The 24,401-nt window shown below is 44.7% G+C and carries 23 protein-coding genes; 8 read left to right on the top strand and 15 right to left on the bottom strand.

What is annotated here, in order from left to right; genetic code table 11:
- Positions 1-103 precede the first annotated feature (103 nt).
- The 10 genes from ACDZ28_RS12245 to ACDZ28_RS12200 all read right to left on the bottom strand — a co-directional run bounded on the left by ACDZ28_RS12245 (position 104) and on the right by ACDZ28_RS12200 (position 13,178).
- Entirely contained in the window at positions 104-1,324 is a 1,221-nt protein-coding gene (locus tag ACDZ28_RS12245) for a response regulator (RefSeq protein WP_375104798.1), read from the bottom strand.
- Positions 1,302-3,050, bottom strand: a complete 1,749-nt coding sequence (locus ACDZ28_RS12240) for a sensor histidine kinase (protein WP_375104797.1) — start codon at positions 3,048-3,050, stop codon at positions 1,302-1,304. Before ACDZ28_RS12240 ends, ACDZ28_RS12245 begins: the two co-directional genes overlap by 23 nt.
- A gap of 138 nt (positions 3,051-3,188) precedes the next feature.
- Positions 3,189-4,895, bottom strand: a complete 1,707-nt coding sequence (locus ACDZ28_RS12235) for an amylo-alpha-1,6-glucosidase (protein ID WP_375104796.1) — start codon at positions 4,893-4,895, stop codon at positions 3,189-3,191.
- A 285-nt stretch (positions 4,896-5,180) separates the two neighbouring features.
- A complete protein-coding gene (locus tag ACDZ28_RS12230) occupies positions 5,181-6,878 on the bottom strand; it encodes a hypothetical protein (RefSeq protein WP_375104795.1) in 1,698 nt (565 codons plus the stop codon).
- A 61-nt stretch (positions 6,879-6,939) separates the two neighbouring features.
- The gene (locus ACDZ28_RS12225) at positions 6,940-7,785 is read right to left on the bottom strand and encodes a TolB family protein (protein ID WP_375104794.1); all 846 of its coding nucleotides are present in this window, start codon (positions 7,783-7,785) and stop codon (positions 6,940-6,942) included.
- Positions 7,786-7,908: 123 nt separating this feature from the next.
- The gene (locus ACDZ28_RS12220; protein WP_375104793.1) at positions 7,909-9,489 is read right to left on the bottom strand and encodes an ROK family protein; all 1,581 of its coding nucleotides are present in this window, start codon (positions 9,487-9,489) and stop codon (positions 7,909-7,911) included.
- Entirely contained in the window at positions 9,489-10,601 is a 1,113-nt protein-coding gene (locus tag ACDZ28_RS12215) for a DUF917 domain-containing protein (RefSeq protein WP_375104792.1), read from the bottom strand. The genes ACDZ28_RS12220 and ACDZ28_RS12215 overlap by 1 nt, the downstream gene beginning before the upstream one ends.
- A 4-nt stretch (positions 10,602-10,605) precedes the next feature.
- Complete coding sequence (locus ACDZ28_RS12210) at positions 10,606-11,916, bottom strand: cytosine permease (protein ID WP_375104791.1); 1,311 nt, start codon at positions 11,914-11,916, stop codon at positions 10,606-10,608.
- Between the two features lie 37 nt (positions 11,917-11,953).
- A complete protein-coding gene (locus ACDZ28_RS12205) occupies positions 11,954-12,544 on the bottom strand; it encodes a TetR/AcrR family transcriptional regulator (protein ID WP_231574030.1) in 591 nt (196 codons plus the stop codon).
- 184 nt (positions 12,545-12,728) lie between these two features.
- Positions 12,729-13,178, bottom strand: a complete 450-nt coding sequence (locus tag ACDZ28_RS12200) for a VOC family protein (RefSeq protein ID WP_042124178.1) — start codon at positions 13,176-13,178, stop codon at positions 12,729-12,731.
- A 97-nt stretch (positions 13,179-13,275) separates the two neighbouring features.
- Here ACDZ28_RS12200 and ACDZ28_RS12195 point away from each other — a divergent pair, with 97 nt between their 5' ends.
- Positions 13,276-14,214 carry a helix-turn-helix transcriptional regulator gene (locus tag ACDZ28_RS12195; protein ID WP_375104790.1) on the top strand — a complete coding sequence of 313 codons (939 nt, stop codon included), beginning with the start codon at positions 13,276-13,278 and terminating at the stop codon, positions 14,212-14,214.
- Positions 14,215-14,262: 48 nt separating this feature from the next.
- On the opposite strand, the gene ACDZ28_RS12190 is transcribed toward ACDZ28_RS12195, so the two are convergent.
- Positions 14,263-14,700 (bottom strand): Lrp/AsnC family transcriptional regulator, encoded by a 438-nt coding sequence (locus ACDZ28_RS12190; RefSeq protein ID WP_042124175.1) that lies wholly within the window; start codon positions 14,698-14,700, stop codon positions 14,263-14,265.
- 138 nt (positions 14,701-14,838) lie between these two features.
- On the opposite strand from ACDZ28_RS12190, the gene ACDZ28_RS12185 reads away from it, so the two are divergent.
- The 3 genes from ACDZ28_RS12185 to ACDZ28_RS12175 all read left to right on the top strand — a co-directional run bounded on the left by ACDZ28_RS12185 (position 14,839) and on the right by ACDZ28_RS12175 (position 17,332).
- On the top strand, positions 14,839-15,411 hold the full coding sequence (locus ACDZ28_RS12185; RefSeq protein WP_375104789.1) for a beta-class carbonic anhydrase: 573 nt from the start codon (positions 14,839-14,841) through the stop codon (positions 15,409-15,411).
- A 59-nt stretch (positions 15,412-15,470) separates the two neighbouring features.
- Positions 15,471-15,914 (top strand): cyanase, encoded by a 444-nt coding sequence (gene cynS, locus ACDZ28_RS12180; RefSeq protein WP_042124170.1) that lies wholly within the window; start codon positions 15,471-15,473, stop codon positions 15,912-15,914.
- A gap of 104 nt (positions 15,915-16,018) precedes the next feature.
- Positions 16,019-17,332: a purine/pyrimidine permease gene (locus ACDZ28_RS12175; RefSeq protein WP_375104788.1), complete on the top strand. Its 1,314-nt coding sequence runs from the start codon at positions 16,019-16,021 to the stop codon at positions 17,330-17,332.
- Between the two features lie 2 nt (positions 17,333-17,334).
- On the opposite strand, the gene ACDZ28_RS12170 is transcribed toward ACDZ28_RS12175, so the two are convergent.
- A complete protein-coding gene (locus ACDZ28_RS12170; RefSeq protein ID WP_231574029.1) occupies positions 17,335-18,009 on the bottom strand; it encodes a MarR family transcriptional regulator in 675 nt (224 codons plus the stop codon).
- Positions 18,010-18,177: 168 nt separating this feature from the next.
- Between ACDZ28_RS12170 and ACDZ28_RS12165 the strand changes: the two genes are divergently transcribed.
- Positions 18,178-18,801 (top strand): NAD(P)H-dependent oxidoreductase, encoded by a 624-nt coding sequence (locus ACDZ28_RS12165; protein ID WP_042124164.1) that lies wholly within the window; start codon positions 18,178-18,180, stop codon positions 18,799-18,801.
- A gap of 1 nt (position 18,802) precedes the next feature.
- Here ACDZ28_RS12165 and ACDZ28_RS12160 read toward each other — a convergent pair whose 3' ends face one another.
- From ACDZ28_RS12160 to lpdA, 3 genes are read right to left on the bottom strand one after another with little or no spacing between them, the layout of a single operon-like run.
- Positions 18,803-19,963, bottom strand: coding sequence for an ABC transporter permease (locus ACDZ28_RS12160; RefSeq protein WP_042124163.1), 1,161 nt, complete (start codon positions 19,961-19,963; stop codon positions 18,803-18,805).
- On the bottom strand, positions 19,947-20,579 hold the full coding sequence (locus ACDZ28_RS12155) for an HlyD family efflux transporter periplasmic adaptor subunit (RefSeq protein WP_375104787.1): 633 nt from the start codon (positions 20,577-20,579) through the stop codon (positions 19,947-19,949). The genes ACDZ28_RS12160 and ACDZ28_RS12155 overlap by 17 nt, the downstream gene beginning before the upstream one ends.
- Positions 20,576-21,970 (bottom strand): dihydrolipoyl dehydrogenase, encoded by a 1,395-nt coding sequence (lpdA, locus tag ACDZ28_RS12150; RefSeq protein WP_375104786.1) that lies wholly within the window; start codon positions 21,968-21,970, stop codon positions 20,576-20,578. Before lpdA ends, ACDZ28_RS12155 begins: the two co-directional genes overlap by 4 nt.
- Before the next feature lie 195 nt (positions 21,971-22,165).
- Between lpdA and ACDZ28_RS12145 the strand changes: the two genes are divergently transcribed.
- The 3 genes from ACDZ28_RS12145 (at position 22,166) to ACDZ28_RS12135 (ending at position 24,287) form a co-directional block, all read left to right on the top strand.
- Positions 22,166-22,732 (top strand): TetR/AcrR family transcriptional regulator, encoded by a 567-nt coding sequence (locus ACDZ28_RS12145; protein ID WP_042124157.1) that lies wholly within the window; start codon positions 22,166-22,168, stop codon positions 22,730-22,732.
- Between the two features lie 83 nt (positions 22,733-22,815).
- Positions 22,816-23,808, top strand: a complete 993-nt coding sequence (locus tag ACDZ28_RS12140) for a DUF4003 family protein (protein WP_076300281.1) — start codon at positions 22,816-22,818, stop codon at positions 23,806-23,808.
- A 20-nt stretch (positions 23,809-23,828) separates the two neighbouring features.
- Positions 23,829-24,287, top strand: a complete 459-nt coding sequence (locus tag ACDZ28_RS12135; RefSeq protein WP_375104785.1) for a GNAT family N-acetyltransferase — start codon at positions 23,829-23,831, stop codon at positions 24,285-24,287.
- Positions 24,288-24,401: the final 114 nt, after the last annotated feature.

The following is a 24,401-nucleotide window of genomic DNA, read 5'->3' as shown; positions in this document are numbered from 1 at the left end:
CCCTTTGAATGAGGTAATAATAATTGAACCGCTTTCATCTTAACTTTTATGAAAGCGGTTCAAAACCGATATCTATTCGAATGTTTGCGTACTTTTGTTCGATTTACAGATCAGGGTGCCCATCTGTTCGAATCACGGCGTCTTTTTGTTGTATGCGGTAATAACTAGGCGTCTGGCCCGTGCAGCGCTTGAACCATTTGCTGAAATATTTACTGTCGCCCAGCCCTGTCCGCTCCGCAATATCCTGCATCGTCAACTGCGTATCCCGCAGCAATGCCTTGGCAAGCTTAAGCTTCCTTTTATATTGAAAAGCCACAAAGCTGTCGCCAACCGTCTTCTTAAATAAGATCGAGAAATGGCTTCGGCTAAGTCCCACCTGGCTCGCCAAATCGCTAACCGACCAATCCGCTCCAGGGTTCTCATGCAGAAGCTTCACGGCCTTCCATATCGGTTCAGGCCAGTCCTGAGACGAAATACCATGCAGCTTCTCCACTTCCGCTTCCTTATGAAGCGCCATGAAGGCCTTGCTTAAATCTTCAGCGTTGCCCAGCGGTCCTCTCTTAGCCCATTTCAGCTTCTCGATTTGGCTTTTCATCTGAACGAGCATACTGTCCGCAATCTCCAGCTCATCACCAGGTACAATCCAGTAGCAAAGGTCCTCGCCGTAAGGGATGGTAACAGATGTGCTGTGGGGCATCCGGCTATTCTGATCCTCATTAAGCTTGATGAGATCCAGGAAAGTACAATTGCATCCGCAGGTCTTGATCAGATAAATGTACAAGGGTTCCCTATTCAGCGGCAGCTTCTCCCTAATGAGCTTATCTATTTCGTCAACAAATTTGCTGCTGTGTCCACTCTGCCAGGCAAACAAGAGAGAGCCCAGCCGTTCTCCATAGATTTGGCTTGTTTCAGCATCCGCTACGGGAGCAGACGATGTCAGCTCCCTCTGGAACTTCTCCAGCATTCCTTCCAGCTCTTCATCTTCAAAGGCCGTCTTAAGCAGATATCCTGAAGCCCCAAGCTTAATTCCCTGCTGAGCAAATTCGAAGTCACGGTGACAGCTCAGCAGAATAATCCGAGTGTCCTTATCGACTTCTTTAACTTTGCGTAACAGTTCAATCCCATTCATCTCCGGCATGACGATATCGGTAATCACTATTTGAGGCAGGTGAGTCTGATAGGCTTCCCAGGCTTTAAGGCCGTTCGGCGCATCCGCCACCACTTCCATCCCATACTTATGCCAAGGAATTGTAGAGCGAAGTCCTTTTCGCACGATACTCTCATCATCTGCAATTAACACTTTAATGGTCTTGGTTGTCTCCATGCGGACTCTCCTCCTTCTTGGGCCACCGAATTACGATAGTAGTGCCTTCACCTTTCGTGGATTGCACCGTCAAGCCATACTGCTGTCCGAAATGAAGCTTGAACTTCTGATTCGCATTCTGAACGCCGAGTCCTCCGCGTCCCTGCGGTTTGCTTTCCGGCTTTGCTAGCATAAGCGCCCTCAGCTTCTCTGCAGTGATCCCTGCACCGTCATCAGACAATGTTAACAACAGATGCTCGCCTTCCTCCCGTACACTTAACGAGATGTTCCCCTTCCCGTCTTCAAATCCATGAAAAAAGATGTTCTCGAAGAGCGGCTGAAGGGTCATACGGGGAATCAGATACGGCTTAAACTCTTCGTCACATGTCTGTTCATAACTGAATGCGGACCCGTAACGGATCTCTTGTATTTTCAGAAAATGCTCAATCATGCGGAGTTCACGTCCTAGCGTGATCAACTCCTGAGAGATATCCAGATTACCTTCGAGCACCATCGTCAGATGATAGAGCATCTGGCGGATATCCTCTGCCCCTTGGAGCCTTGCCTTCCACTGGATAGAATTCAGCGTATTGAAGAGCAGATGTGGATTAATTTGGTAGTGAAATGCCTTAAGCTCTGCCTCTTTCTTCAGCCGCTCACTCTGCTCCACTTCCTGCACAAGGGATTGAATCCCCCCCACCATACGGTTGAAGCTGGTATCCAGACTACCGAGTTCATCCTTGCCTTCCACCAGAGTCCTCGTGTGTAACTTGCCAAAGCTGACCTTCTGCATCGAGTCTTTCAGCCTGCGAATTCGAGCTGTGAATTTCGATGAGAATATATAAGCTAGCCCAAAGGCAAGTAGACAAGAAACAATGGCTACAAGTACTGTGTTGGAGCGGATCAGGCTCGAGGAAAAATAAAATGCTTTGGCCGGCAGCCTTGCTTCAATCTTCCATCCGTTGGCTGCCAGTGTCCTATTCCACACCACGTCACTATCGTCTGGAGTGAATGGAGAATCTGACTGGTAAATGGGTTGCCCTTCAGAACCAGTTATCGTCAAATGCGCTTTGGTATCTTCCTCAAACATATGGAACATATCTAGAAGAACCTGCGCATTCTCTTCTATTAAGATCGTGCTTCCATGCTGGGTTCCAGCCGGATTATTAATCCGTACAGCGAGCCCCAGTATAGGTTCTCCGGTATCCGAAGCTTCCATGCCATGATTCATAGGATAGAAGCCCAGCCAATAGGGCCCTTTGGATGAATAAGTAATGGCCCGCCAGGCGGGGATATCATTAAGCTTACTGACATCCAGATTATTCTCTCCATAGTAATAGCCAGAGCGGGTAATCAGATAAATACCTCTTGTCAGATCCGTCTTAAGTGATTTAAGCAGCGCCTCGAAGTCATCTTTATCCATAATCTCCTGATACGTAGTTGGAACGTGATCACCTAGTCCCGCCCGTGCAGGATCAAGGAGATACGAATAGATTGTTCCTGTCGTCTGATTCATCCGGTTCAAAGCGGAGCTGATCTGCTGATCAAGTTGTGCCACGGTGTTCTCCCCATATTTCCCGAATTGAGAGTTGATGACTATAGCGGATTGATAATAGTTCAAGGCTCCCAGTGACAGTAGCGGAATAATCGCGACAATAAGAAAGCAAAAGAGCAGCTTAGTCCGGATGCTGAAATAAGAGCGAATAGAGAAGCGATGATATAACTTCTTAAAGAAATGACTCCACATGACTTCTCATCCCCGCCTTATATATTTCTTTTTATAGTTGAAGTGTAGCACGGACTAGCACACTCGGGAATATCTCGGAAAATGGGAAAGCACTTCCCCTCACACCGGTCTTGACCAGGAGGAAGTGCCCGTATGTTTTTAAGTTGTATACTCGTACCCTAGGATTAAGAAGACACTTGAAGTCCAAGTAAACGCCCTGTCGCGAAGCCCTTGACCCGTCAGGGCATCGAAGTTCTCGGCCATGCCACTCTTGTTCAGCATATTGCAGAATCGGCGGGCTACCTCGCTTGCCAGTTCAACATCCCCCGCCGCGGCCACACCTTCCACGAGTAACATAGTTGATGGTGCCCAAATCGGGCCCCGCCAATAGCCATCCGGCGTGTAGTAAGGGCTCTTCACACTCTCTGTAGCCCAGCCGTTCGACGTCAAGAATCGGCTCTCATCCCGCAGGCCATCCAGCAGTGCGCGCAGGATTGGCTCCGGCAGCCGCTTGCCAAGCAGAATGGGCACGAAGAGCAGCAGACTGTCGCCGTCGGATACTTCGTGAGTTCCAGAACGGCAAGCGGTGAACCTTCCATCCTTCCAGAAATGACGCAGCATTTTCTCCAGGGTCTCCTCGCCTAATCGTCTCCATGCGGTACTTTCGTCGGTAAGCCCCAGAAGCCCGGCAATTTCGGCAAGCAGTTCAATCTGCAAGATTAAAAATGCTGCCAGATCTGGGCTCTCCACCGGAATCCCGTTATTAAAGGCAGTACTGTTGTCCCAACCCGAATCGTTTCCATGATTGTATTGTGGTATACCGTCCTTGTCGTTATCCCGGTAATGGAACCACCAGTTCGTCCACTTGCTCAAGGGCCCATACACTTCACGAAGGTGGGATTCCTTAATATAATCCGTCCGCTGCATCATCCAGGCCAGCGTCCAGCCATGAATAGGCGGTTTGTTGCAGTTCCAAAGCTCGTACTTGTCGTTGATAAAGTCCGGAATCAGGCCACTCTCATCCTGGCGGTCGAAGAAAATCATAAACTGGTCCCAGGCCAGCTCCGGGTGATGTCTGACCAGAGCCATCGCATTGAAGCAGTGATCCCAGCTCCAAATATTCGTCATCCAGTTCTTTGACATATACATTGCTGGCCGGGTCAAACATCCTTCCGCGGGAACCAGACAGGACCAGGTAATATAAGCCGCCAGTTCACGGCCGTCTTGCCAGCGTTCGGGAACGGTCAAGCTGGCACCCAGCCACTGGCCATATTCCTGTTGCACCGCTAGTACCGCTTCCTCCCATGGTGTCCAGTCATCACGCCGTTCCCATACCGTGCGGAATTCTTCCACCGCGAACTCGGCAATTTCCGTACCCGCTTCGGGGATGAACTCCGCCACAATGCGGGAACTTTTGATTTTGTCCCAAGGTACCTCCATCCGGAGAGCCCCGGTTAACCGGGTGAGCATGAACCGGCATTCATGGGTGAAGCTGTTTACTTCCCAACTGCCTGCGCTGTGTTCATAAGCATAATCATAGGCTGAGGTACGGAAGGTGAGGCGAATGCCACATCCTCTGCTCTTGAAACGGACCGTACGGCCATCAGTGATACAGATCTCCGCATAGATATTGTCGGTATCCGTATTCAATCGAAGCAGTGCAGGCTCTGCCTTAGCCTCGTACGGAATATACTGATTACTCTCATCCAGCAGTTCAATTTGAAAAGCTTCACCAAATTTATCATCCCCACCACGCACGGTCCGTAAGTAAAGTCCCTCCGCCCTGACATCCGATTCAGGTAGTTCAGAAATAGCCAGAAAGGTGCCTCTTCGGCTGAAGGGTACCGTGTTAAGATTAAAGTTCATATCGTTGGACTCCTTTCCAAAGGAAGTATGCGCTTTCAGTTTATCCAAGGCGTCAGAATTACGAAACAGACAGGTGTTAGCGATGGGGAGTCATATTGTTGGAGTGAGAAGTCTGAGGTTTACACGGGTGTCTTTTTGTTAGATGATCAGGGGTACAATTGTTAGCACGTCTTTGTAAACGAGCATATCGATAGGGAAACGGCATATGAGTTTGGCAGAAAAAAAAGGTTATCCGTAATACCTCATGTAGGCATTAACGGGATAACCTTTTGCTGGTAATTTAATTTAATTTAATGGGATCGAATAGAACACTCTGGAGCCCTTGTTGTTGGCATACCATACAATTTTATCACCGCTAACCATAGGGCTGCATTCGGATAGTGTAAAATTCTTAATCGTTTGGATGCTGCCAGTAGCTGCTCCCTCTCCATTTATAAGAACATATTTCAGATCACCCGGGTGATTCTCCATATCAAATTCCTGCCACAGCACCATTAGCTTGTCGTCAGTTATTTTCACCAGTTGTGGAATGGATGCAATCTTGGTCGTACCTACATATTTAGCCAAGGTGATGTGGTTCACTGCTGTGCTAGACAGGTTAGCTTTTGGCAGTACGCTAAGAACGATATCTCTCTGGTCCTTCTCCAGTCCCACCATCTCATAAGACGTATAGTCTTTGACAAGCGAGTGATCAATCGTATTCATAGCGACAATATAGTTCGCCGAAGACATCTCGAATCCGCCTATAGAAACACCAGTAGCGTTCGCTCCGATTTTGCCGGGGATATTGAACAGGTCTACCTCGTTATAGCTGGTTCCATCTCCTTTATTCAGAACAATCGAACGGGGATACGCGTCACCATGATCCACTAGAACATGCGTGGCACCATCAAACAATACATACTGATCAAACGAGTGACTGACATGATTCTTCTGGAATCTTCCTAGATCATTCGTCACAGTCATAGTTTTGGTGTTCACGATAATGGTGAGCTGGGATTGATGATTTAGTTTATCTTCTGTCGTGTATCTAGTACGTGAGGTGTGGAATACCAGCGTATCACCAGCTTCAGCCATACTACCGGAGCCTGCATCAAAAGGGCTGACTGTATAACTCTCCCCACCCTTTATGGAGACACTATCGATTCTGTTAAAGCTTTTATCATAACGGACAATACGAATGACTTCTTTGCTATCATTCTCTTCACGGTTCTCTTGTCCAAAAGCAATGTAGTTATAGTTCTCGCCGCTATAGAAGCCCCCAAATATCGGAAGCTCCAAAGGAATACTTTTGTTTCCCGTTAGTTCGAACTTCTCATTATACGATTCAATCGTAACTTCCTTTTTCGCCTCCAAAACACTTACAGTCCCATCATTATTTTTCACCAGATAGGAAGAGACTGTGCTTTTCCATCTGGGAAAATAAGAAGATACAGCGTTACTTTCGGTTTCCACCGCCGTCTTCACCCGGTAAGCGTGATCCGGAACTTTGGAGAACAAGGATATTCGATCAGACTGAACGTCATATTCGATATCGAATGGAATCTTCCCCGCCAAATCTCGCAGCTGAACATAGTTATTCTCGTCAATATTGTACGCCGTAATCGACTGTAGCTGCCCATTCACTAGCACTTTAGAGGTCGACAGCGTGGCTGAATAAGTCCTACTGCGACTATAATAGTTGCTGCTAGCTTTCTTTTCAGGCGTATAAGCTTGCCCGGTTATGATCTCTATCGCATTGTTTGTTTTGTTCCAAGTGACATCAAATTGACTGGCTGTTCCCGAGAAATACTCCGCTACATCACGCAGTCTGAAATAATTATTGTTCGAGATATTGAACCCGTTCAGAGCCTTTTTCTCTCCGTTAAAATATGTACTGCTCTCAGTCACCTTAGCCTTCACCGTATTACTCGCAAAGGTTGTAGTGCCGAGCGCGGGTATAACCAGTAATACAATTAGCAAAAAACTAAAAATCCTCTTCATCCAACTTTTCCCCCATTTATATATAAATAAAAACACTATAATTTTTATCGGTATTTTATTCCTATTCCTCCACCACATAACTTATAAACGCCAAGTGCTTACTATCCGGAGACCACGAATTCACGTTAATCGTACCTTGTCCTCCAAACAATTGTACTAGTGTGCGATAATCTCCTCCTGTGCTTGCCATCAATCGAATCTCAACATCCTTATTTGCAGGGTGATCGCCAGGATCTACATCTCCTTTGCGGTAACTCAGGTAGGCAATCGTCTGACCATCTGGCGATACATGCGGGAACCAGTTATTACTCTCATCAAAAGTCATCTGTGTTTGCTCAGTGCCATCGGCATTCATACGCCATATCTGCATCAGCCCTGTACGCACCGAGTTGAACCATATATGTCCCCCATCTGGTGAATATTCAGGCCCATCATCCAGCCCAGGAGAATCCGTCAGTTGTACCTCAACTCCACCGTCTACTGGAATGGTATAAATATCATACTGACCATTGCGCTCAGCACAGTAAGCCAATTCAGCACCATTTGGAGACCAGCCGTGTAAATAGCTTGGTGCATTCGGTGTAATTAGAACCGGCTCGCCACCCTCTATAGGAAGGATGTATATACGAGATTTACCATCTTCTTTTGTATGATGACTTATTGCGATCTTAGTGTTGTCAAAAGACAGCACATGATCGTTATTACAATCCGTTGCAAATCCCGAATCCAATCGATCATACTCACAGGTTGCAATGTCGAACGAATAAAGACAACCTTGACTATTATAAATAAGGCGCTTACCATCGCTCGTCCAATTGGGTGCCTCAATTAAAGAATCAAACGAGCGGAGCGCAGTTCGTTCCCCTGTCTGTACATCTACGATTTCTAATGTGCTAATCACTTTCATTGTCCTCTCTCCCATCGTTAAAATATGTACATAACCCACTTCGACAGGTATTCTAAATACCCTTTCTGCAAAAAAAATCTGCCTCGAAGAGCGTTCACTCCTCAAGGCAGATCCGTATTCCTCTTATAAACGTCCTGCGGCTTTCACTTTTACCAGCAAGGCATTGCCTGGCAAGTAAGCAATCGGTATATCCTCAGACAACACAATCTGTACAGTCTTGCGATCTGCACCGGCCAGAACGGCTTGCTCTATCGCATGGTTGCGAGCATCTTCCTTGGCTTCGTCATAAGACATCTCATCCAGCGAATAAATTCGCTCCGTCTCACCACTAACCTCACCTAATGCCGCACCAATCGCATTTGCTGCATCATAGTGATCGGGTCTTACGATCCGTGCTACACCCTCAAGCTGATCGGCTACAAGAATGCTCCCACCGCCGACTAGGATAACGTCAACAGGGTCCGAGCTTGTCTTCATCCGATCAATCGCATCCTCAATATCTCGCGTAATGATCTCATCCGCTCTTCGGCAGATCGATTCATTAAGCTTCTCTGTCTGCGCATCTTTCCACTCATATCGTCCAAGCTTAACCGCCACATCAGTTGCTGTGAGCGTATCGCCGCCGAAGATAAGACCGCGCTTCAACAGCTCGTAACCCACGCTATCTGGCCCCACCGTTACCTGATCCTGCGCTTCATCCAAGCGAACGATAGTACCGCCGCCGATCCCGATGGATAAAATATCCGGCATGCGGAAATTCGTACGAATTCCGCCAATCTCAACAGCGGCAGAGGATTGACGCGGGAATCCTTGTGTGAGAACACCAATATCCGTCGTTGTCCCCCCGATATCAACAACGAGCGCATCGTTCAAGCCTGATAAGTGAGCTGCACCCCGAATGGAATTCGTCGGCCCGCAAGCAATCGTTAGAATCGGGTAACGAAGCGCATATGAACTGTACATTAACGTTCCATCGTTCTGACAAATATACACGCTAGCTTTAATACCAAAGGCCTGAAGCGCCTCTTCAAAGCCCTTTACAACGCCGGCAATAACGTTCAGTAAAGCGCCGTTCAGTAGTGAGGCATTCTCACGCTCAAGCAGTCCAATACTTCCAATCTCATGAGACAATGTCACCGGCATATCTGCTCCAAGAACTTGCTTCGCAAGTTCTTCCACGCGTTTCTCTTGTGAGGTGTTCACTGGAGAGAATACACCGCAAATCGCAACCGCTTCGACATTTCCCTTCATCTTTGTTAAGCAATCGATAACCTCATTTTCGTCCAGCTCAACAATGGTTCGACCATCATATTCATAACCACCGTGAACAACATATGCATGGGAACCAATCTTCGCTTTCAGCGTATCGTCCCAATCCGCGAGGGGAGGAACCGAAGTTGTCGCTGGTGCCCCGATCCGAATCAAGCCTACTCTACCGAGGTGCTTGCGCTCCACAATAGCATTCGTGCAGTGTGTAGTGCCAAGCATCGCATAACGAATCTGCGCTGGATTCACTTTGCTCTCTTCAAGCAAGCGGCGAATCGATTCGCTAATACCCTCATTGACGTCACGTGTAGTATGCACTTTTATAGTATGAATTGTATTTAATTTCGAATCGAGTAAGGCTGCATCCGTATTTGTGCCGCCGACATCGATCCCGATGCGGTATATTTCTTCCATGTTATTTACATTCGTATTAGACATTACTCAGCTCCCCCTTTCGATGTTGCCAATTGTTCAATTGGAACATAAGGTGCATCATAGCCAAAATATTGCGGACCTACCGTCTCAAGCCCCTTAGCTGTACGCCATTTCGGATCACAAGGGAAACCAACCACACTTACCCTAGCACCGTATTTCAAATTCTCAGTCGTGATTGGCATACCGGTATCCTGGTCAAGCACGGAGATCAGGTCAGGAGTAATAGCAATTGAATGTCCATCTTCTGTGGCAAGAAGGAACTCATTCTGGAAGAACAAAGTCATCGAACGTCCCTTTTTAGCATCTGTACCTTCGAAGATCGCTTCACCGCGTGTAAATCCGCCTTCTGTACGACGGCGAATGTCTACTGCCTTTCCCTGGAACAACGCATATCCATTCAGCTGCTTCAGCAGCATTTCAATTGGATTCTGCTTCAATTCCTTGGACTCGAACAATGTTTTTCCGATTTCATACGCAAGCGTCAAGGTATGCGGAATTGCACTTTGCTTTACTTGCGCTCCAGTTACCGGATAATCACAGATCGAAGCCGACCCACCCATTTGAATCGTGACCGCACGTGCCATCCGCTCTTCCCAGACACCGTCGATCGCATGCATTAGTACTCCGTTGCCGCGTTCATCTGCCATCGTAATCGGACTGCAGTCAATACCGTCCAAGTAGAACGTCACCATTTGCGATTCAGGAAAAGCCCGTCCCATAGCATCCGCATCCACGATAGGAATGTTGCGTTCCGCTGCCGTAATTACAGGAACTAGGGAGTTACCGCCGCCAACCTCAATCGGCATAATGGCGCTCACTTTGCGTCCAAGCTCTTTTTCAATCATATCCAAAGGCTTGATCATTTGCTGAATCGAAGGAATCTTCTCATTCATGACTGTTGGTGCACCGATCATGGATATAGGAACAACCAAAGCGTCGTCTTCCAGATCCTCAGGACTGATCACACGAACAGGGCCATGCTTACGAATAGCTTCCTTCGCCATTAATTTACCGAAATGCGGATCACCGCCCCCGCCTGTTCCAAGAACGGCTGCACCCACAGCAATATATTGTACCGCTTGCTCATTTAATTCTGTTAGTTTGTTCATTCTCATGATGTTATCCCTTCTTGGTCATGATTTTTCCGACAATCCATTGCACTATAAAGGCGAACAGAAATGCATCCAATGCCGGTACGCTTGTGATTTGGAACCACCCGAATCCATCTGGCGCTGCGGTGGTCATAAAAGCGAATAACGTAGCTGCGACCCATACCGCTAAGGAGCGAATCACCCAGTTTTTATTGCGGTCCAGACCATCAAAAGTGAATTTTTTTCGATCTACAAGCAAAAATTCGGACGTGTAGATCCCCCCGATTGGAGAGACAAACACCGTAATAATATTTAGGAAAGATAAAAACTTATCATAGATGCCAAGTACGGCAAGCAACGTAGCAAAGATACCTGCCACAATAGTAATTAGCTTTTTCGGAACCTTTTGGAACACGACAGAGAACCCTAGCGAAGCAGAATATAAATTGTTCGTGTTTGTCGTCCATTGGGCAAGGGTTAAGACGATAATAGCTGGAAGCCCAAGTCCTAACGCAATGAAAATATTCGTCAGATCATCTGTGTCCATGATTCGAGATAGGAAAATAGCTACAATCGTCATGAAGCTGTTACCCACAAAGAAGCCGATAAAGGCCGCGGTTATAGCATGCTTTGGTGTGCGCGCCCAACGAGCGATATCCGGTGAAAGCACCGTGCCGACAATAAAGATACCAATAACAAGCGAGATCGCTGTTCCCATCGGGATCGCTGCTCCGCTAATCGGCTCCCAAACGGCTGAGGCTCCTTTGGTGTGGAACGCGGAATAAATAGCCACTCCGATAAACAAAATAAGCAACGGTACGGACCAGGTGCTTAGTCGTTCAATAGATTGATAGCCCCAAATAGCTGTCGACATCATCAAAAGCCCGCCTATGAATGAAAGCACCCCTAAGGACAAATGGATATCCCATAATTGACTAAAAGCAGTCTGCATATTTGAAGCGAAGAACCCGACCTGCACCCCGAACCAACCGAGTGAGAAAATACCGAGGATAACCGCTACGACACGTGCACCCATATTTCCGAATAGAAACCTAGAGATCATCGATGTCGATAACCCTGTTTTCGCCCCTACATACGCACATAACGCTCCGATCACCCCAAGGATTAACGAACCGATTATTGTTGCTGTGAGTGAATCCGTCAGATTCATTCCATTGCCAAGCTGAGCACCCAGGAACATCGCTGATAGGTCAATTCCGATGGCGATCCAGACGAGAGACATAGACAGCCATTTTTTACGCAAATGCGCTGGAACCGGCTCTCTCTCAAAATCCCCCGAGCTAAGCTCGTTTCCCTTTACTTCACTTACTTCTGCCATTCTCCCCATCCCCCTGTTGTTATCTTCTTCTGTAGCTCTATGAGGACGCACCCTTCCAATACATTTCAAACGCATGGTTCAGCTTACGCTCATATATTCCCTTAGAAGTGTAATAGAAGTATTGCATGCTTAAACCATCCATCAAGTTGAGAAAAGCATCGACGAGAAGCTCCACGGATTGGTCGCGAATTACACCCTCTTCCATCCCTTTCGAGATGAATTGTTCAATAATCTTCGTCAGCATCGCATCCGACTCTAGGAATGCTTCCTCAATCGTCTCCTTCAAGAATGCCGGCGGGAAGACCACATATCTCAGTACAATTTTGCCTGCTTCAGGACTCTGTTGATAAAATTGATATTGTCTGTCTAAAATCCCACGTAGACTTTCCTGCGCACTCAGTACTTTCTGTTCTTCCGACAGCTCCTGAATATAAGTGTTATAAGACAACATCGCCTCACGAAAGACCGTCATAAACAAATCCTCTTTATTCTCAAAAAAGGCATAGATCGCCGGAGTCTTCACGCCTACTTCCTTAGCAATTTCAGAGAGGGCTGTACCCTCGTACCCCTTCTCTCCGAATAGTCTCATCGCCACTTCTTTCAGCTTGTTTCTGGTCAAGACATTCACACCCTTACTTAATTAACGTTAATTAAAAAATACTATACATCTTTATGCATAAAAATTCAATGCTTTTTCAGAAAGAACAACAGCAAATGAATGAAAAAAGCTGACCAATATCAGGACAATTCCTGAATTATGGTCAGCTGGATAGTGAACTTGTTTTACTTTCAATGCAAAAAGCGTCCTCGGGTTAATGTAATCTTTCATCAAACATTAATTGAATTTGAATACCGAATGGGTCTTCAATAATCCCATAGGCTTTGCTAAATACATTGCTAGATAAGGGAACTATGACTTTTACTCGAGCATCTGTGATTAAGCTACTATAGAAGTGTTCAATTTCCTCTACATCAGCACTTTGGATACATAATGAAGTATTATTCCCCACTCTATATGCTTCACTCGGATTCATGGTTTCTTCTGCGATCATTAGTTTGGTTCTGCCGATTAACAAAACAGAGTGAGTAATATACTCCTTATTTTCATCCGTAAGCTGTATGGAGCTGTCACGTTCTGCGAGTTGTTGATAGGTAACACGTAACAATTCCTCTGCATTAAAATGCTTTTTGTAAAATTCTATAGCTTCCTTTGCGCTTCCGTTCATCGATAAGAAAATAGCTACTTCTAGTGTTGTACTCATGTTATAAATCTCCTTTGTTGATTTGATATGTGACCTTGAACTTATTATCATATAAAAAGGTATCAAAACATGACACCTTAAAAAGGGGCTTTTTATTATGAAGAAATCAGAACGATTAAATGACATGATGAGATACTTTAACGGGCGAGAGTTTTTTAATCTAAGTGACCTTATGGAGAAATACAATATTTCAAAAAGTACAGCGCTGCGTGATATTACTTCATTAGAACAATTAGGGATGCCTATTTATTCAGAACACGGCAGACACGGACGTTATGGTATTTTAAAAAATAGATTGTTATCCCCTATTATTTTCACGATAGATGAAGTGTATGCACTGTACTTTGCTATGCTGACGCTAGAATCTTATCAATCTACACCTTTTCATTTAAGTGTTAACAAGCTAAACGAAAAGTTCGAGCACTGTCTTTCAAATATACAAATCGAGCAGATTCATAAAATGAAAAGAGTTCTACAATTCGAAATGTATCAGCATAAGCATGTCAGTCGTTTTTTAGATAAAATTCTAGCAAGTATTCTAAATGAATGTGCCTGTAACATTGAATACACAAAAAATAACCAGACAAAAAGCTACCCTGTACAATTCTTCAGAATTTCCGCGAAGTTTGGTCAATGGTATGCTACTGGAATAGAGTTAAATACGAATACCTATAGGGTGTTTAGATGTGATCGAATAACCTTCATCGAAGAAGAGGAAGGCACAGCCCGCTATTCTATAGAAGAACTTCTTAGTCGTTCCTTAGAATTTTATCAATCCGAGCACAGTATTCACTTTGAAGTTGAGATTGCGGAGCAAGCCAAAGATATTTTTTATAAAGAGCATTATCCCTCTATGAAAATAGAAGCTGGCCCGAAAACAATCATAAAGGGATTCTATAATCAAGGCGAAGAAGAATTTCTAGCTAATTATTTCATGCGTTATGGTCAATATGTTAGAGCAGTGAAGCCTGAAGCCTTGAAACAAATGATTCAGGATAGAATAGAGAATCTCTTACATCATTTTCAAAAATTATAAATTGGACAAAGAAAAGAGGGGTCTACGCCCCTCTTTTTTTTGTATGGATTAAGATTTTATTTTTCCGATGGATAGGCTCACTCGGTAATTCCCATGATTCAAAAGTTGAGCCAGAAATGCCTCAAGCTCCTCGTTAGAAGCAAAATGTCCAGTTAACACATAACATCCTTCTCCGCTAATTCGATGCACTTCGGTAATAGCATCCTCTGCCATCACGAACTTCTGGAATAAAGGATGATTGGCTGATTCCACAAAAAATGTAATAAAGGCTGTGATAGACAGACCTAGCTTTGCTTTATTAGTAACGATCGTATATTGCTCGATAACCCCCAAATCTTCTAAACGCCTAATGCGATTTCCGACCGCTTGGCCGGTCATATGTATCTTTTGGCCAATGTCCTTCCACTGAATTCTAGAGTTTTCTTTTAGTAATGCTAGTATCGCAAAATCGATATGATCAAAAATAAAAATCAATCCTTTCGTCATGAAAGCAAACGGACATATAGCGTTTCGCCAACTTATTCAGCATTTAAGCATGAATATCTATACTTAGTTATATCCTGATTCACTAGTTAGTAGCCATTGAAACAGTGATAACTAAAACACTTCAAAGGAGGCCCAAGAATGCTATTACAAGAAATTTTGGAGTATAACGATCAGTTCGTAGAAGACAAGGAGTATCTACCTTATGAGGGAACGAAATTCCCTAAAAAACGCATGATTGTCGTAACGTGCATGGATGCTCGACTTATTGAGCTGCTGCCTAAAGCCCTAAATATACACAATGGGGATGCCAAAGTCATCAAAACAGCAGGTGGAACAATTACCCATGCATTTGGAAGCATCATGCGCAGTATCGTAACGGCTGTCTACGAACTGAATGCGGAAGAAATTTATATCATCGGTCACCACAATTGTGGCATGAGTCAAAGTAACCCAGAAGGAACACTTCAAAAAATAATGGATCGCGGAGTCGCTACACCAGAAATTCTTTCTTCACTTGAATATGCAGGTATCGATCTTCATAAATGGTTGTTCGGCTTTACGAATGTCGTAGATTCGATTAAAGGAAACATAGATCTGGTGCGTAATCATCCGCTCATTCCGAAAGAGGTAGCTGTTCATGGTCTGGTGATAGCACCAGACACTGGTAAACTCGATCTGATTGTAAATGGATATGAACAAATAAACAAATAACAGGCCACGACAAGCACTAAGCGATACTCATTATACTAAACTAAAGGGAGCAATGAAATATGAATAGAAAAGAAGCGACACAACAGATATTGGACGCTAAATTTGCAAAAGGATTAACTTGGGGCGAAATCGCAAAGGAAAGCGAGCATTCAGAGAGCTGGGTTGTAACTGCACTGTTGGGTCAAGCAACAATGACACGTAATGAAGCAGATAAAATGGGGGAATTGCTTGAACTCGACGAACAAGTCGTTCAAGCGCTCACACAAATCCCACACCGTGGCGATGTCATCGATATGCCGCCTACAGATCCAGGATTGTATCGCCTATACGAAATGCTGCTTGTATACGGTCCAACGATTAGAGAACTTGTTTTGGAGAAGCTTGGCGAAGGTATCATGAGCGCAATCGATTTCCAATTCGACGTACAAAAGCAAGAAGATCCGAACGGTGACCGCATCATTCTGACGATGAACGGAAAGTTTTTGCCATATCGCAAATGGTAATAGATTAAGAAGCGAGCCAGCCACCTTTTAACGATTTCACATCGAAAGGTGGCTTTCTTTTTCCGTATAGATTGTATAGTTAACAATAGTAAAGGTGAGTTGATATGGAGAACAAACGTGTTACTGATAGTCTCAGCACTGTACAATGGTTCATTTTTTTGCTAGCCAATGCAGTGGCTCTGCCCATTGTCATTGGAGGTATTTTTCAATTGTCGTTTGAACAAATTTCAACTTTAATGCAGCGGACATTTTTCGTTGTAGGAATCAGTTCATTTATTCAGGGATGGTTAGGACATAAATACCCTATTGCAGATGGTCCTGCGGGATCATGGGTAAGTATCTTTGTCATATTAGGCAACTTAGCCTTCATTCAAGGGCAAGATCAAATGTATACATTACAAATTCTAGAAGGAGGATTAATCGTAGCCGGTCTTCTTCTCTTCGTATTAGGAACTACAGGGCTAGTTTATAGGCTTCAATTTTTATTCACACCCTTAGTTTCGGGTTCATTTTTATTCATTCTCGCCTTGCAATTAAGCGGTGTATTAGTCAAAGGCATGCTTGGGTTACAGGGAACAAGCGCCGAACCAGATGTTATGGCAGCACTCATATCCTTTTTTATTTTTGGACTTGTTATTATTCTCTCTATTAAAGGAAGAGGATGGATTAGTAGTTACGCCGTACTGATTGGAATCGGCTTGGGTTCGGCATTATTTGCAGCATTGGGGAAAGTGGGCCCAACATTTACAGATTCAAATCCCGTCTTGAAGTTCCCTCAAATTTTTGCTTGGGGAGTACCTCAATTCGATCTAGGGATCGTGATTACCTCACTGTTGTTTACGTTTTTGTTAGTATCCAATACAATTTCTTCTATTTCCGCTGTAAAACAAGTAGTTCCGGTTTTACCGAAAGATGAAAAAACAGCATTAAGTAGAGGGATTTGGACAGGAGGGATCTCTCATATACTAGCCGCCCTATTCTCAACGATAGGCGTTGTTCCATTGCCAGCCTCGGCGGGCTTTATGAAATTAACGGGGCAAAAGCGAATTCGGCCATTTCTTATGGCCTGTATGTTACTAACCGTTATCGCGCTTATGCCGTCCGTTGTCAATGTGCTAGCGTTACTTCCAGCGCCAGTAGCCAGTGCAGCACTTCTAGCTACTTTTGTACAAATTATAGGGATTGCATTCCAATCCTTGCTACAGGAACAGCTTGATCATCGCCGATTAACGATACTAGGAATAACGTTGTTGGTGAGCATCGGACTTATGTTTTTACCTCCAGCGGTATTTCAGAGTCTTCCTTCCACATTTCGATATATTTGCAGTAATGGTCTGCTTGTCGGCACTATACTGGCCATGCTTTTAGAGCAATTGTGGAAGGGTGAAAAGAAAATAAGCCATTATCGCAAATTATGAAGCTACTCAAATGAGGTGAAAAATACATCTTGAAGAATGGCCTTAGCTTTCTTAAGATTGCGTGTATCCAGTTGGTTAAGCATGTCTACGATTTGACTCATTTCATCGATTTCCATTGCCTCAAGAGATTCTCCAGCATTTAATGGTTCTTCTTCAGCAACCGATTCCGAATGAACCCATGATGCTTCCAAAGTATCCTCGAATGCTTGGATCAGAAATAACAATTCATCTGTGTTATATCTTTGTAGAAACCGATTTATCCCTTTATTCATCTCCTTATGTAGTGCTTGATGCAAATCGAATATTTCTTTTCCAAGAGGTGTTGTAAGAAACAGCACTTCTTTTTTATTATCGGGGAGAAACTCCGTGCGAATCATTTCCTGCAGAACTAATTTTCTAGTGATTTTGGACACGCTGCCTTTCGGAATTCCGAAATGCTTCGAAATGGTAGTGCCATTCACCGGTTCAAGCTGTCCAATTGCATCTATTACATGCAGGGTCATGACTGTGGAGTCTTTGAGGAAATCAATGATAAGGGGATTACTACAGTTCTGAATCAACCATTCCTTCTCTTCATCATCCTCCGATTGAAATCGCTTTTGTAATTGTGGAATCATTTCTATCAATTTTTTTATCAAAATATCCTTATTAGGTAAGTTCTCGAAAGAATGCGTCACTGTTAAGTCTCCTCGTAAATTCATCTTATGATCATTTTAACAAGATACAGATCATAAATAAAGTTTCCTAGAAATAATATTGACAACAAGGAAACTTAAAACGTATTATTGTTTCCATAGTCATTATTTAATTTCCGAGAAACAATAAATCGTAAAGAAGGTATTTATATGAATGTCCTGATTATTTTTGATCATCCATATGGAGCAACAGCGTCCGAGAATGTCCCCCATCAGCGAAGCTATTCCGCGGCCTTACTAGCTTCCGTTATGCGAGGTCTTACCACCAAAGGCCATACGATTGATCTTATCGATTTGCATGCCGATGAATTTAATCCAGTCATGTCTTGCGAAGAACTTGCTGCTTGGCGACAAAAGAAAACCATCGACCCTCTAGTCGCCAATTATCAGCAGCGTCTTATAGCAGCGGATCATATTGTCTTCATATTCCCTATATGGTGGGAAGCCATGCCCGCTCTTACCAAAGGCTTTCTTGATAAGGTATTCGCTAAAGGCATTGTCTACGAAGAAATTAAACCTGGACGGCCCTTCAAATGCTTACTGCCGAATATTAAAGGAGTATCCCTGCTGACTGTTATGAATACTCCTGACTTCTTTTATCGCTGGATTTTTGGCAACCCCATCACCAAGATTCTGTTCAGAGGGACCTTCCGCAAAATGGGAATACGTAAGAATCTCCGTTGGTATAATTATGCCGGAATGTCAGATCGCAGCTTAGAAGAACGGGTGAAGCATCTTAATAAAACAGAACGACGTTTTGCACGACTAGGGTAAATTAAATTACTGAAGCTGAAACGGATGTCGAGAGCTGAACCTCGGGTTTCTTCGCCTCCCGAAGCACCAGCAATCCAATGAATAAGGATGCAACACCAATAATGATCAGCAGTGCCCCCAGCTCCTGACTGTAGGCTGTTAGCGCCCCATTCCGAAAAGCCATCCCGCGTATGAGGCGATTCAGCCAATTCATCGGTAATGCCCAAGCGGAAATTTGAAAAAACTCCGGAAACGCAAGTGGACTCAGTTGGATTCCAGTAGCAAGAAATGACGGATACAATACGAAATTGGTTCGTAAATTAACTTTGGATACGTCTTTGGCAGTATAACCAATCAACAGGCCCATGAGAGACAAGGCAAAGGCATACACAAACAGCGGAAGAATGAACAGATAAGGCTCCGCTACAAAGCGCATTCCCCCCACCTGTTTTAATAAGCCATAACAAAGGAGCAGCGAGATAGTGGTCAAAACAGCGTATGGTAGACTACGAACCCAAATCTGCCAAGGAGAGTTCCCGTTTGCAAAGAGTTTCCCCTCCTGACGCAAGCGAGGGACAATTGAACCCGCTGCGCTTGTTGTAATCATCAGCACCACAATATTTACAAATCCAAGCACCATAAAACCTACGTAACTCGTGGTCGGATTAAACAGCATCCGCTGCTGAAGGGACAATGGAGAAATAATCCCTTTTGAAGTTTCTGCGTCCATTCCTTTCTGAACCAGACGGGTCATCGAAAGTGTCATATTTTCCGTCTGGATGACTTCCTGAATCGCAGTTCGGATGCCGGTTAGACCTGATGGCATGGTATTATCCATTAATATGCCGAGATTCGTTGATAACCCCTGCTGCTGACGCAGCTCCAACTCTTTAGGAAGCATGATGACCGCGACTGCCTGCTCATTTGCCAGTAATGTTTCTGGATCCAGGGGACTGGCGTACACATTAGTTACTTTCATATAAGGAGAAGCATTTATTTTAGAGATCAGCTGTCGTGAATACGAACTGTGATCCTCATCAATGACTACAACATGCGATTCGCTGATTTGATTCTTTGAGAACATCAAGCCGAAGAACAGGGCTGCGATTAACGGGCCGATAAAAATCAAGCGTAAATACTTACTGCCCGTTACGTACTTCCACTCATCAATCAGTGATTTCATCGAGCTTCACCTCCGCAGTCATCCCCGGAAGCAAATCAGCATTCGCATCCATAGCTACACGGACAAGAAACATGCTTAAATCGGCTTGCCCTTTTTCGCGTGACATGCGTAAGCTGGCAAATTGAGGAGCAACTCCGATGGAAGCAATTACACCCGTCACCTCCGCTGGGTGCTCCAAATACGGAAAATGAACGCTAATGCTTTGATTCAACTCTAGCTTTTGGATTTCACTTTCCTGTATGTAGAGGTCTGTATAAAAGTTGTTTTTCTGCAAAATCGCCATTGGCATTCCTTGCTGTATTTGATCTCCCGGCTTTACAATAATCCTGTTGACCGATCCGTCCTCCGGCGCGAGTACATCTGTTTCTCCCTCTTCAGCCGATTTAACCTTGAACAATACCTCTCCCTGTTTTATAGAATCACCTACAGCCACACCGACCTCTACAATTGACCCTGGACTGTTCTGATACAATAGGGTCTTTTGCTCCGCATCTAGAATCCCTTGCTTCCTGCTCTCAGCCTGACTGACAGCATCCTTTCCTTTTACAGCAAGAAGCGCCCCACCAACGATCAACACAATAGCAATTCCGATATACAAACCTGTTTTTATTTTCATTTTCCACTCTCCCCCATTCTCATTTTCCTAACTGCATTTTCGGCAGCCTCCATAATCACTTCTCCCAATGTGGGATGAGGGTGAATGGTCATCGCCAAGTCCTCCACAGTTGCACCCATCTCAATAGCAAGGGCAAGCTCCGACACAAGTGTAGATGCTTCTACTCCAACAATTTGGGCACCAATAACGATTCCAGAGGTCGGGTCCGCTACAATTTTGACGAAGCCCTCAGTTTCTCTCAAAGCCAAGGCTCTCCCGTTAATCCCAAAGGAGGATTTGCCGATAACGACCGGAATTCCTTTTGACTTTGCTTCCGTTTCACTTAAGCCAACACTGGCCAGCTCTGGATCAGAAAATACAACAAGCGGAATGGCTCTATAATCAACCTCGGAGGAGAGACCAGCAATAGCTTCTGCCGCAATCTTGGCTTCGTAAGATGCCTTGTGAGCAAGGGCAGGACCCAACGTAATATCCCCAATTGCAAAAATATTCGGAATAGCCGTTCTGCACTGTTCATCTGTCTCAATCAATCCCCTGCTCGTCACTGGCAAGCCTATACGGTCCAGCCCTAAACTGCCGTCTGTATTTGGTTTTCGGCCTATAGTGACTAACACATATTCCGCTGTCACATACTGCTCTTCCTGATTTTTTAAATAATGCAGTGTAATGGCATCCGCACTCTGCACTACGTTCACAGCTGTCGCTCCGGTAATCATCTTAATCCCATCAGCTTTCAACTGCCTTCCAACAGGGCTCACAAGCTCCGGCTCAAATCCAGGCAGCACTTGTTCTCCTCCCTCCAGTATCGTTACTTTTGTTCCGAATTTGGCATACATTTGCCCCAGTTCAACACCTATATATCCCCCGCCTATAACTACTAGGCTTGTTGGAACCTCTGGCAGCGCCAAAGCTTCTGTGGAAGACAAAACACGTCCGCCAACCGGAAAGGCTTGCAGCTCAATCGGACGAGAGCCTGTGGCCAGGATGACATTTTTAAAAGAAAGAGTCTGCTCCTGCCCACACTGACTGATAATCGCCGTATGCTCATCAAGCAATCTAGCCTCTCCTACCAGAATGTTTATACCTGCCGTCTTTAATAAATAGCTGACTCCTCCTGCCTGCTTATTCACAATTCCCTGCTTGAAATCCTGAGCATTCTTAAATGACTCTGCCGCATCTGCAGAGCTGAACGCTCTAAGTAACTCATAACGATGGGATTCAGCAATTAATGCTTTGGAGGGAATACACCCAACATTTGTACAGACCCCACCTAACTGATCGCGTTCAACTATTGCCGTCTTCATCCCAAGCTGTGCAGATCGCAGCGCCGCCACATACCCTCCCGGACCTGATCCAATGACCAATGTTTCTACGGATTCAAGTTTATTCATCTCCCGATACCTCCTGTTTATCTATCTCAAAATATTATGACCATAATATATTATAATCATCATATTTTTAAACCGTCAACAACCTTGTTTAGCCTTTCATAAGCTAGATGTGCTCAAAAACGCTAAATTGACAGGCTTTATTATGATGATTATAATATTTTAGAAGTAGAATTATGATGCTGTGGAGTGATTACAATGCCCTATCCCAAAGGCCATAAAATAAAAGTACGGAATAAAATTGTTGAAAGTGCTGCCCAGGCTTTTCGCACCCATGGAATTCATGATGTAAGTGTTCCCTTCATTATGAAAGGAGCCGGATTGACGCATGGAGGTTTCTATTCACATTTTGACAACAAAGAACAGCTGGTCGCCGAAGCCTGCCGATATGCCATCAGCGATACCATCGCACTTCTGCAGAAGGTTGCGGATCAGGAAGACCAGAACCCCAAAATCAATGCGGTCATTGATTACTATTTAAGTCCGTATCACCGTGACAAAACTGAGATGGGCTGCATTATTCCTGCCCTTTCTACCGAATTAGCCCACTCTTCCGAGGATGTTCGGCAGGTATTCACACAGGAGCTAGAGCGGATGATTGATTTTATCTCTACTCTGGCTGGCATCGACACGTCCAAAGGTAGCGCACTGTTCAGTACTATGGTTGGCTCTCTTATTCTTGCACGGACTGTAAATAATCCTGAATTGAGCGACAACCTCCTCTCTGCAGGCAAGCAGTCTGCCAAAAAGCTAGTTATGAACTAATTTTGATTTTGAGCCACAAATGAATCCTCCTCCAAATTTCTTCGTAGTAATATGAAATAAAAGGTAACTGAGGGGTGTATCCAATGAACGAGCAGTATGCAGCAAGGGTTGAATTGTTCGCAGAGAACGCACAGAGGATCAAAAAGGCTTTTCCTTGGCATAATGCAATGGTTAGCCGTTTGGCGGGGTTACTGTACACAGCAGAGAATAAAAGTGCAGATGAGGATGCGATTCGTGCGAGCCACGAGCTTATTAAAGAAAATACGGGAATGTTTTCTTCGTTTAGGGGGAACTCGGCAATCAGTATTGCTACTATGCTCTCTCTTTCTGCCGATAAGGAACAACAGCTGGCAAACACGCTAACCGTGTATGACTTATTGAAGGACGTCAAATTTAGAGCCTCTGATTATCTCGTCGTTGCCGCTTATCAAATCGCCGCTAATACGACAACAGATCAGTATCAGCGTACGGTTGAACGCGCAAAGATGTTTTACGATAGTATGAAAGCGAAGCACCGTTTCCTTACCGGACATGATGATTACATCTTCTCTGCCATGCTCGGCCTTTCCGATATCGACGTGGACAGCGGCATCGACCGAATGGAGCAGCTTTACACTACACTAAAACCTGAATTTATGTCGGGGAACAGTGTCCAAGCTCTGACACAGGTACTGGTTCTTGGAAAAGAAGCTTCTGAAGCAGCGGATCGTGTACTGGCATTACGAGATGCGTTCCGTGCACATGGCATCCGGTTAGATAAGGAATATACCCTTTCTTCGCTGGGCGTGCTTACTTTGCTCTCCTCCAACAATAAGGACATGGTTACGGAAGTCTCAGAGACCTTCGAATTACTGCGTACTAAAAAAGGCTTTGGCAGCTGGTCCATTGTAAAGCAGGAATTGCTACTGCTGTCAGCTGCGCTGGTAGCGTTCAAATATGTAGAGGATGTGCAAAGCGGCATTGTAACCTCGATGCTTTCCACCAGCATCACTAATATTGTGATCGCACAGCAGGCTGCTCTTGCTGGGGCTGCGGCTGCGTCGGCTGCGGCTGCAGCTTCATCTTCTTCGAATTAAGTGGAAATGCGAGGGAAGACATGGACTCGATACAACCAATCACCAATAGAAATGAAGAATGTTTATATCGTCTACTGAATATTTGGGAATCATCCGTGCGGCATACGCATCAATTTTTGTCTGAACAGGACATTGATGCGTTGCGTCCACTGGTTCTACAGGGGTTGGAGCATATAAATCATCTACTTACTTTTATAGATGAGCATGACCAATCCCTTGGCTTCATAGGGGTTCAGGATAACAAGATTGAAATGCTGTTCGTAGAACCTGCTGCGATGGGAAAAGGCATCGGTAAATCGCTCGTTGCTTATGCCATACAGACACTAGACGTACACTACGTCGATGTAAATGAACAAAATCCGCAGGCCTTAGGTTTCTATGAGCACATGGGTTTTGAGGTTTTTGAGCGTTCTGCACTGGATGAGCAAGGTAATCCATTTCCTATCTTGCATATGGAGTTATCGATCGACTCACGTTAGAAGATTACGTCGCCTCTCAAATCAAAAGAGACCGCATCGAACAGCCATAACAATGGCTGTTCGATGCGGTCCTTTGTGTTTAAGTAGGATCAACTTTTGCTTTTGGTGTGGACG

Origin of the sequence: Paenibacillus sp. RS8, assembly GCF_041956825.1 — a bacterium.
GTDB lineage: Bacteria > Bacillota > Bacilli > Paenibacillales > Paenibacillaceae > Paenibacillus_AQ.
This window is presented reverse-complemented; position numbering and strand designations above follow the sequence as displayed.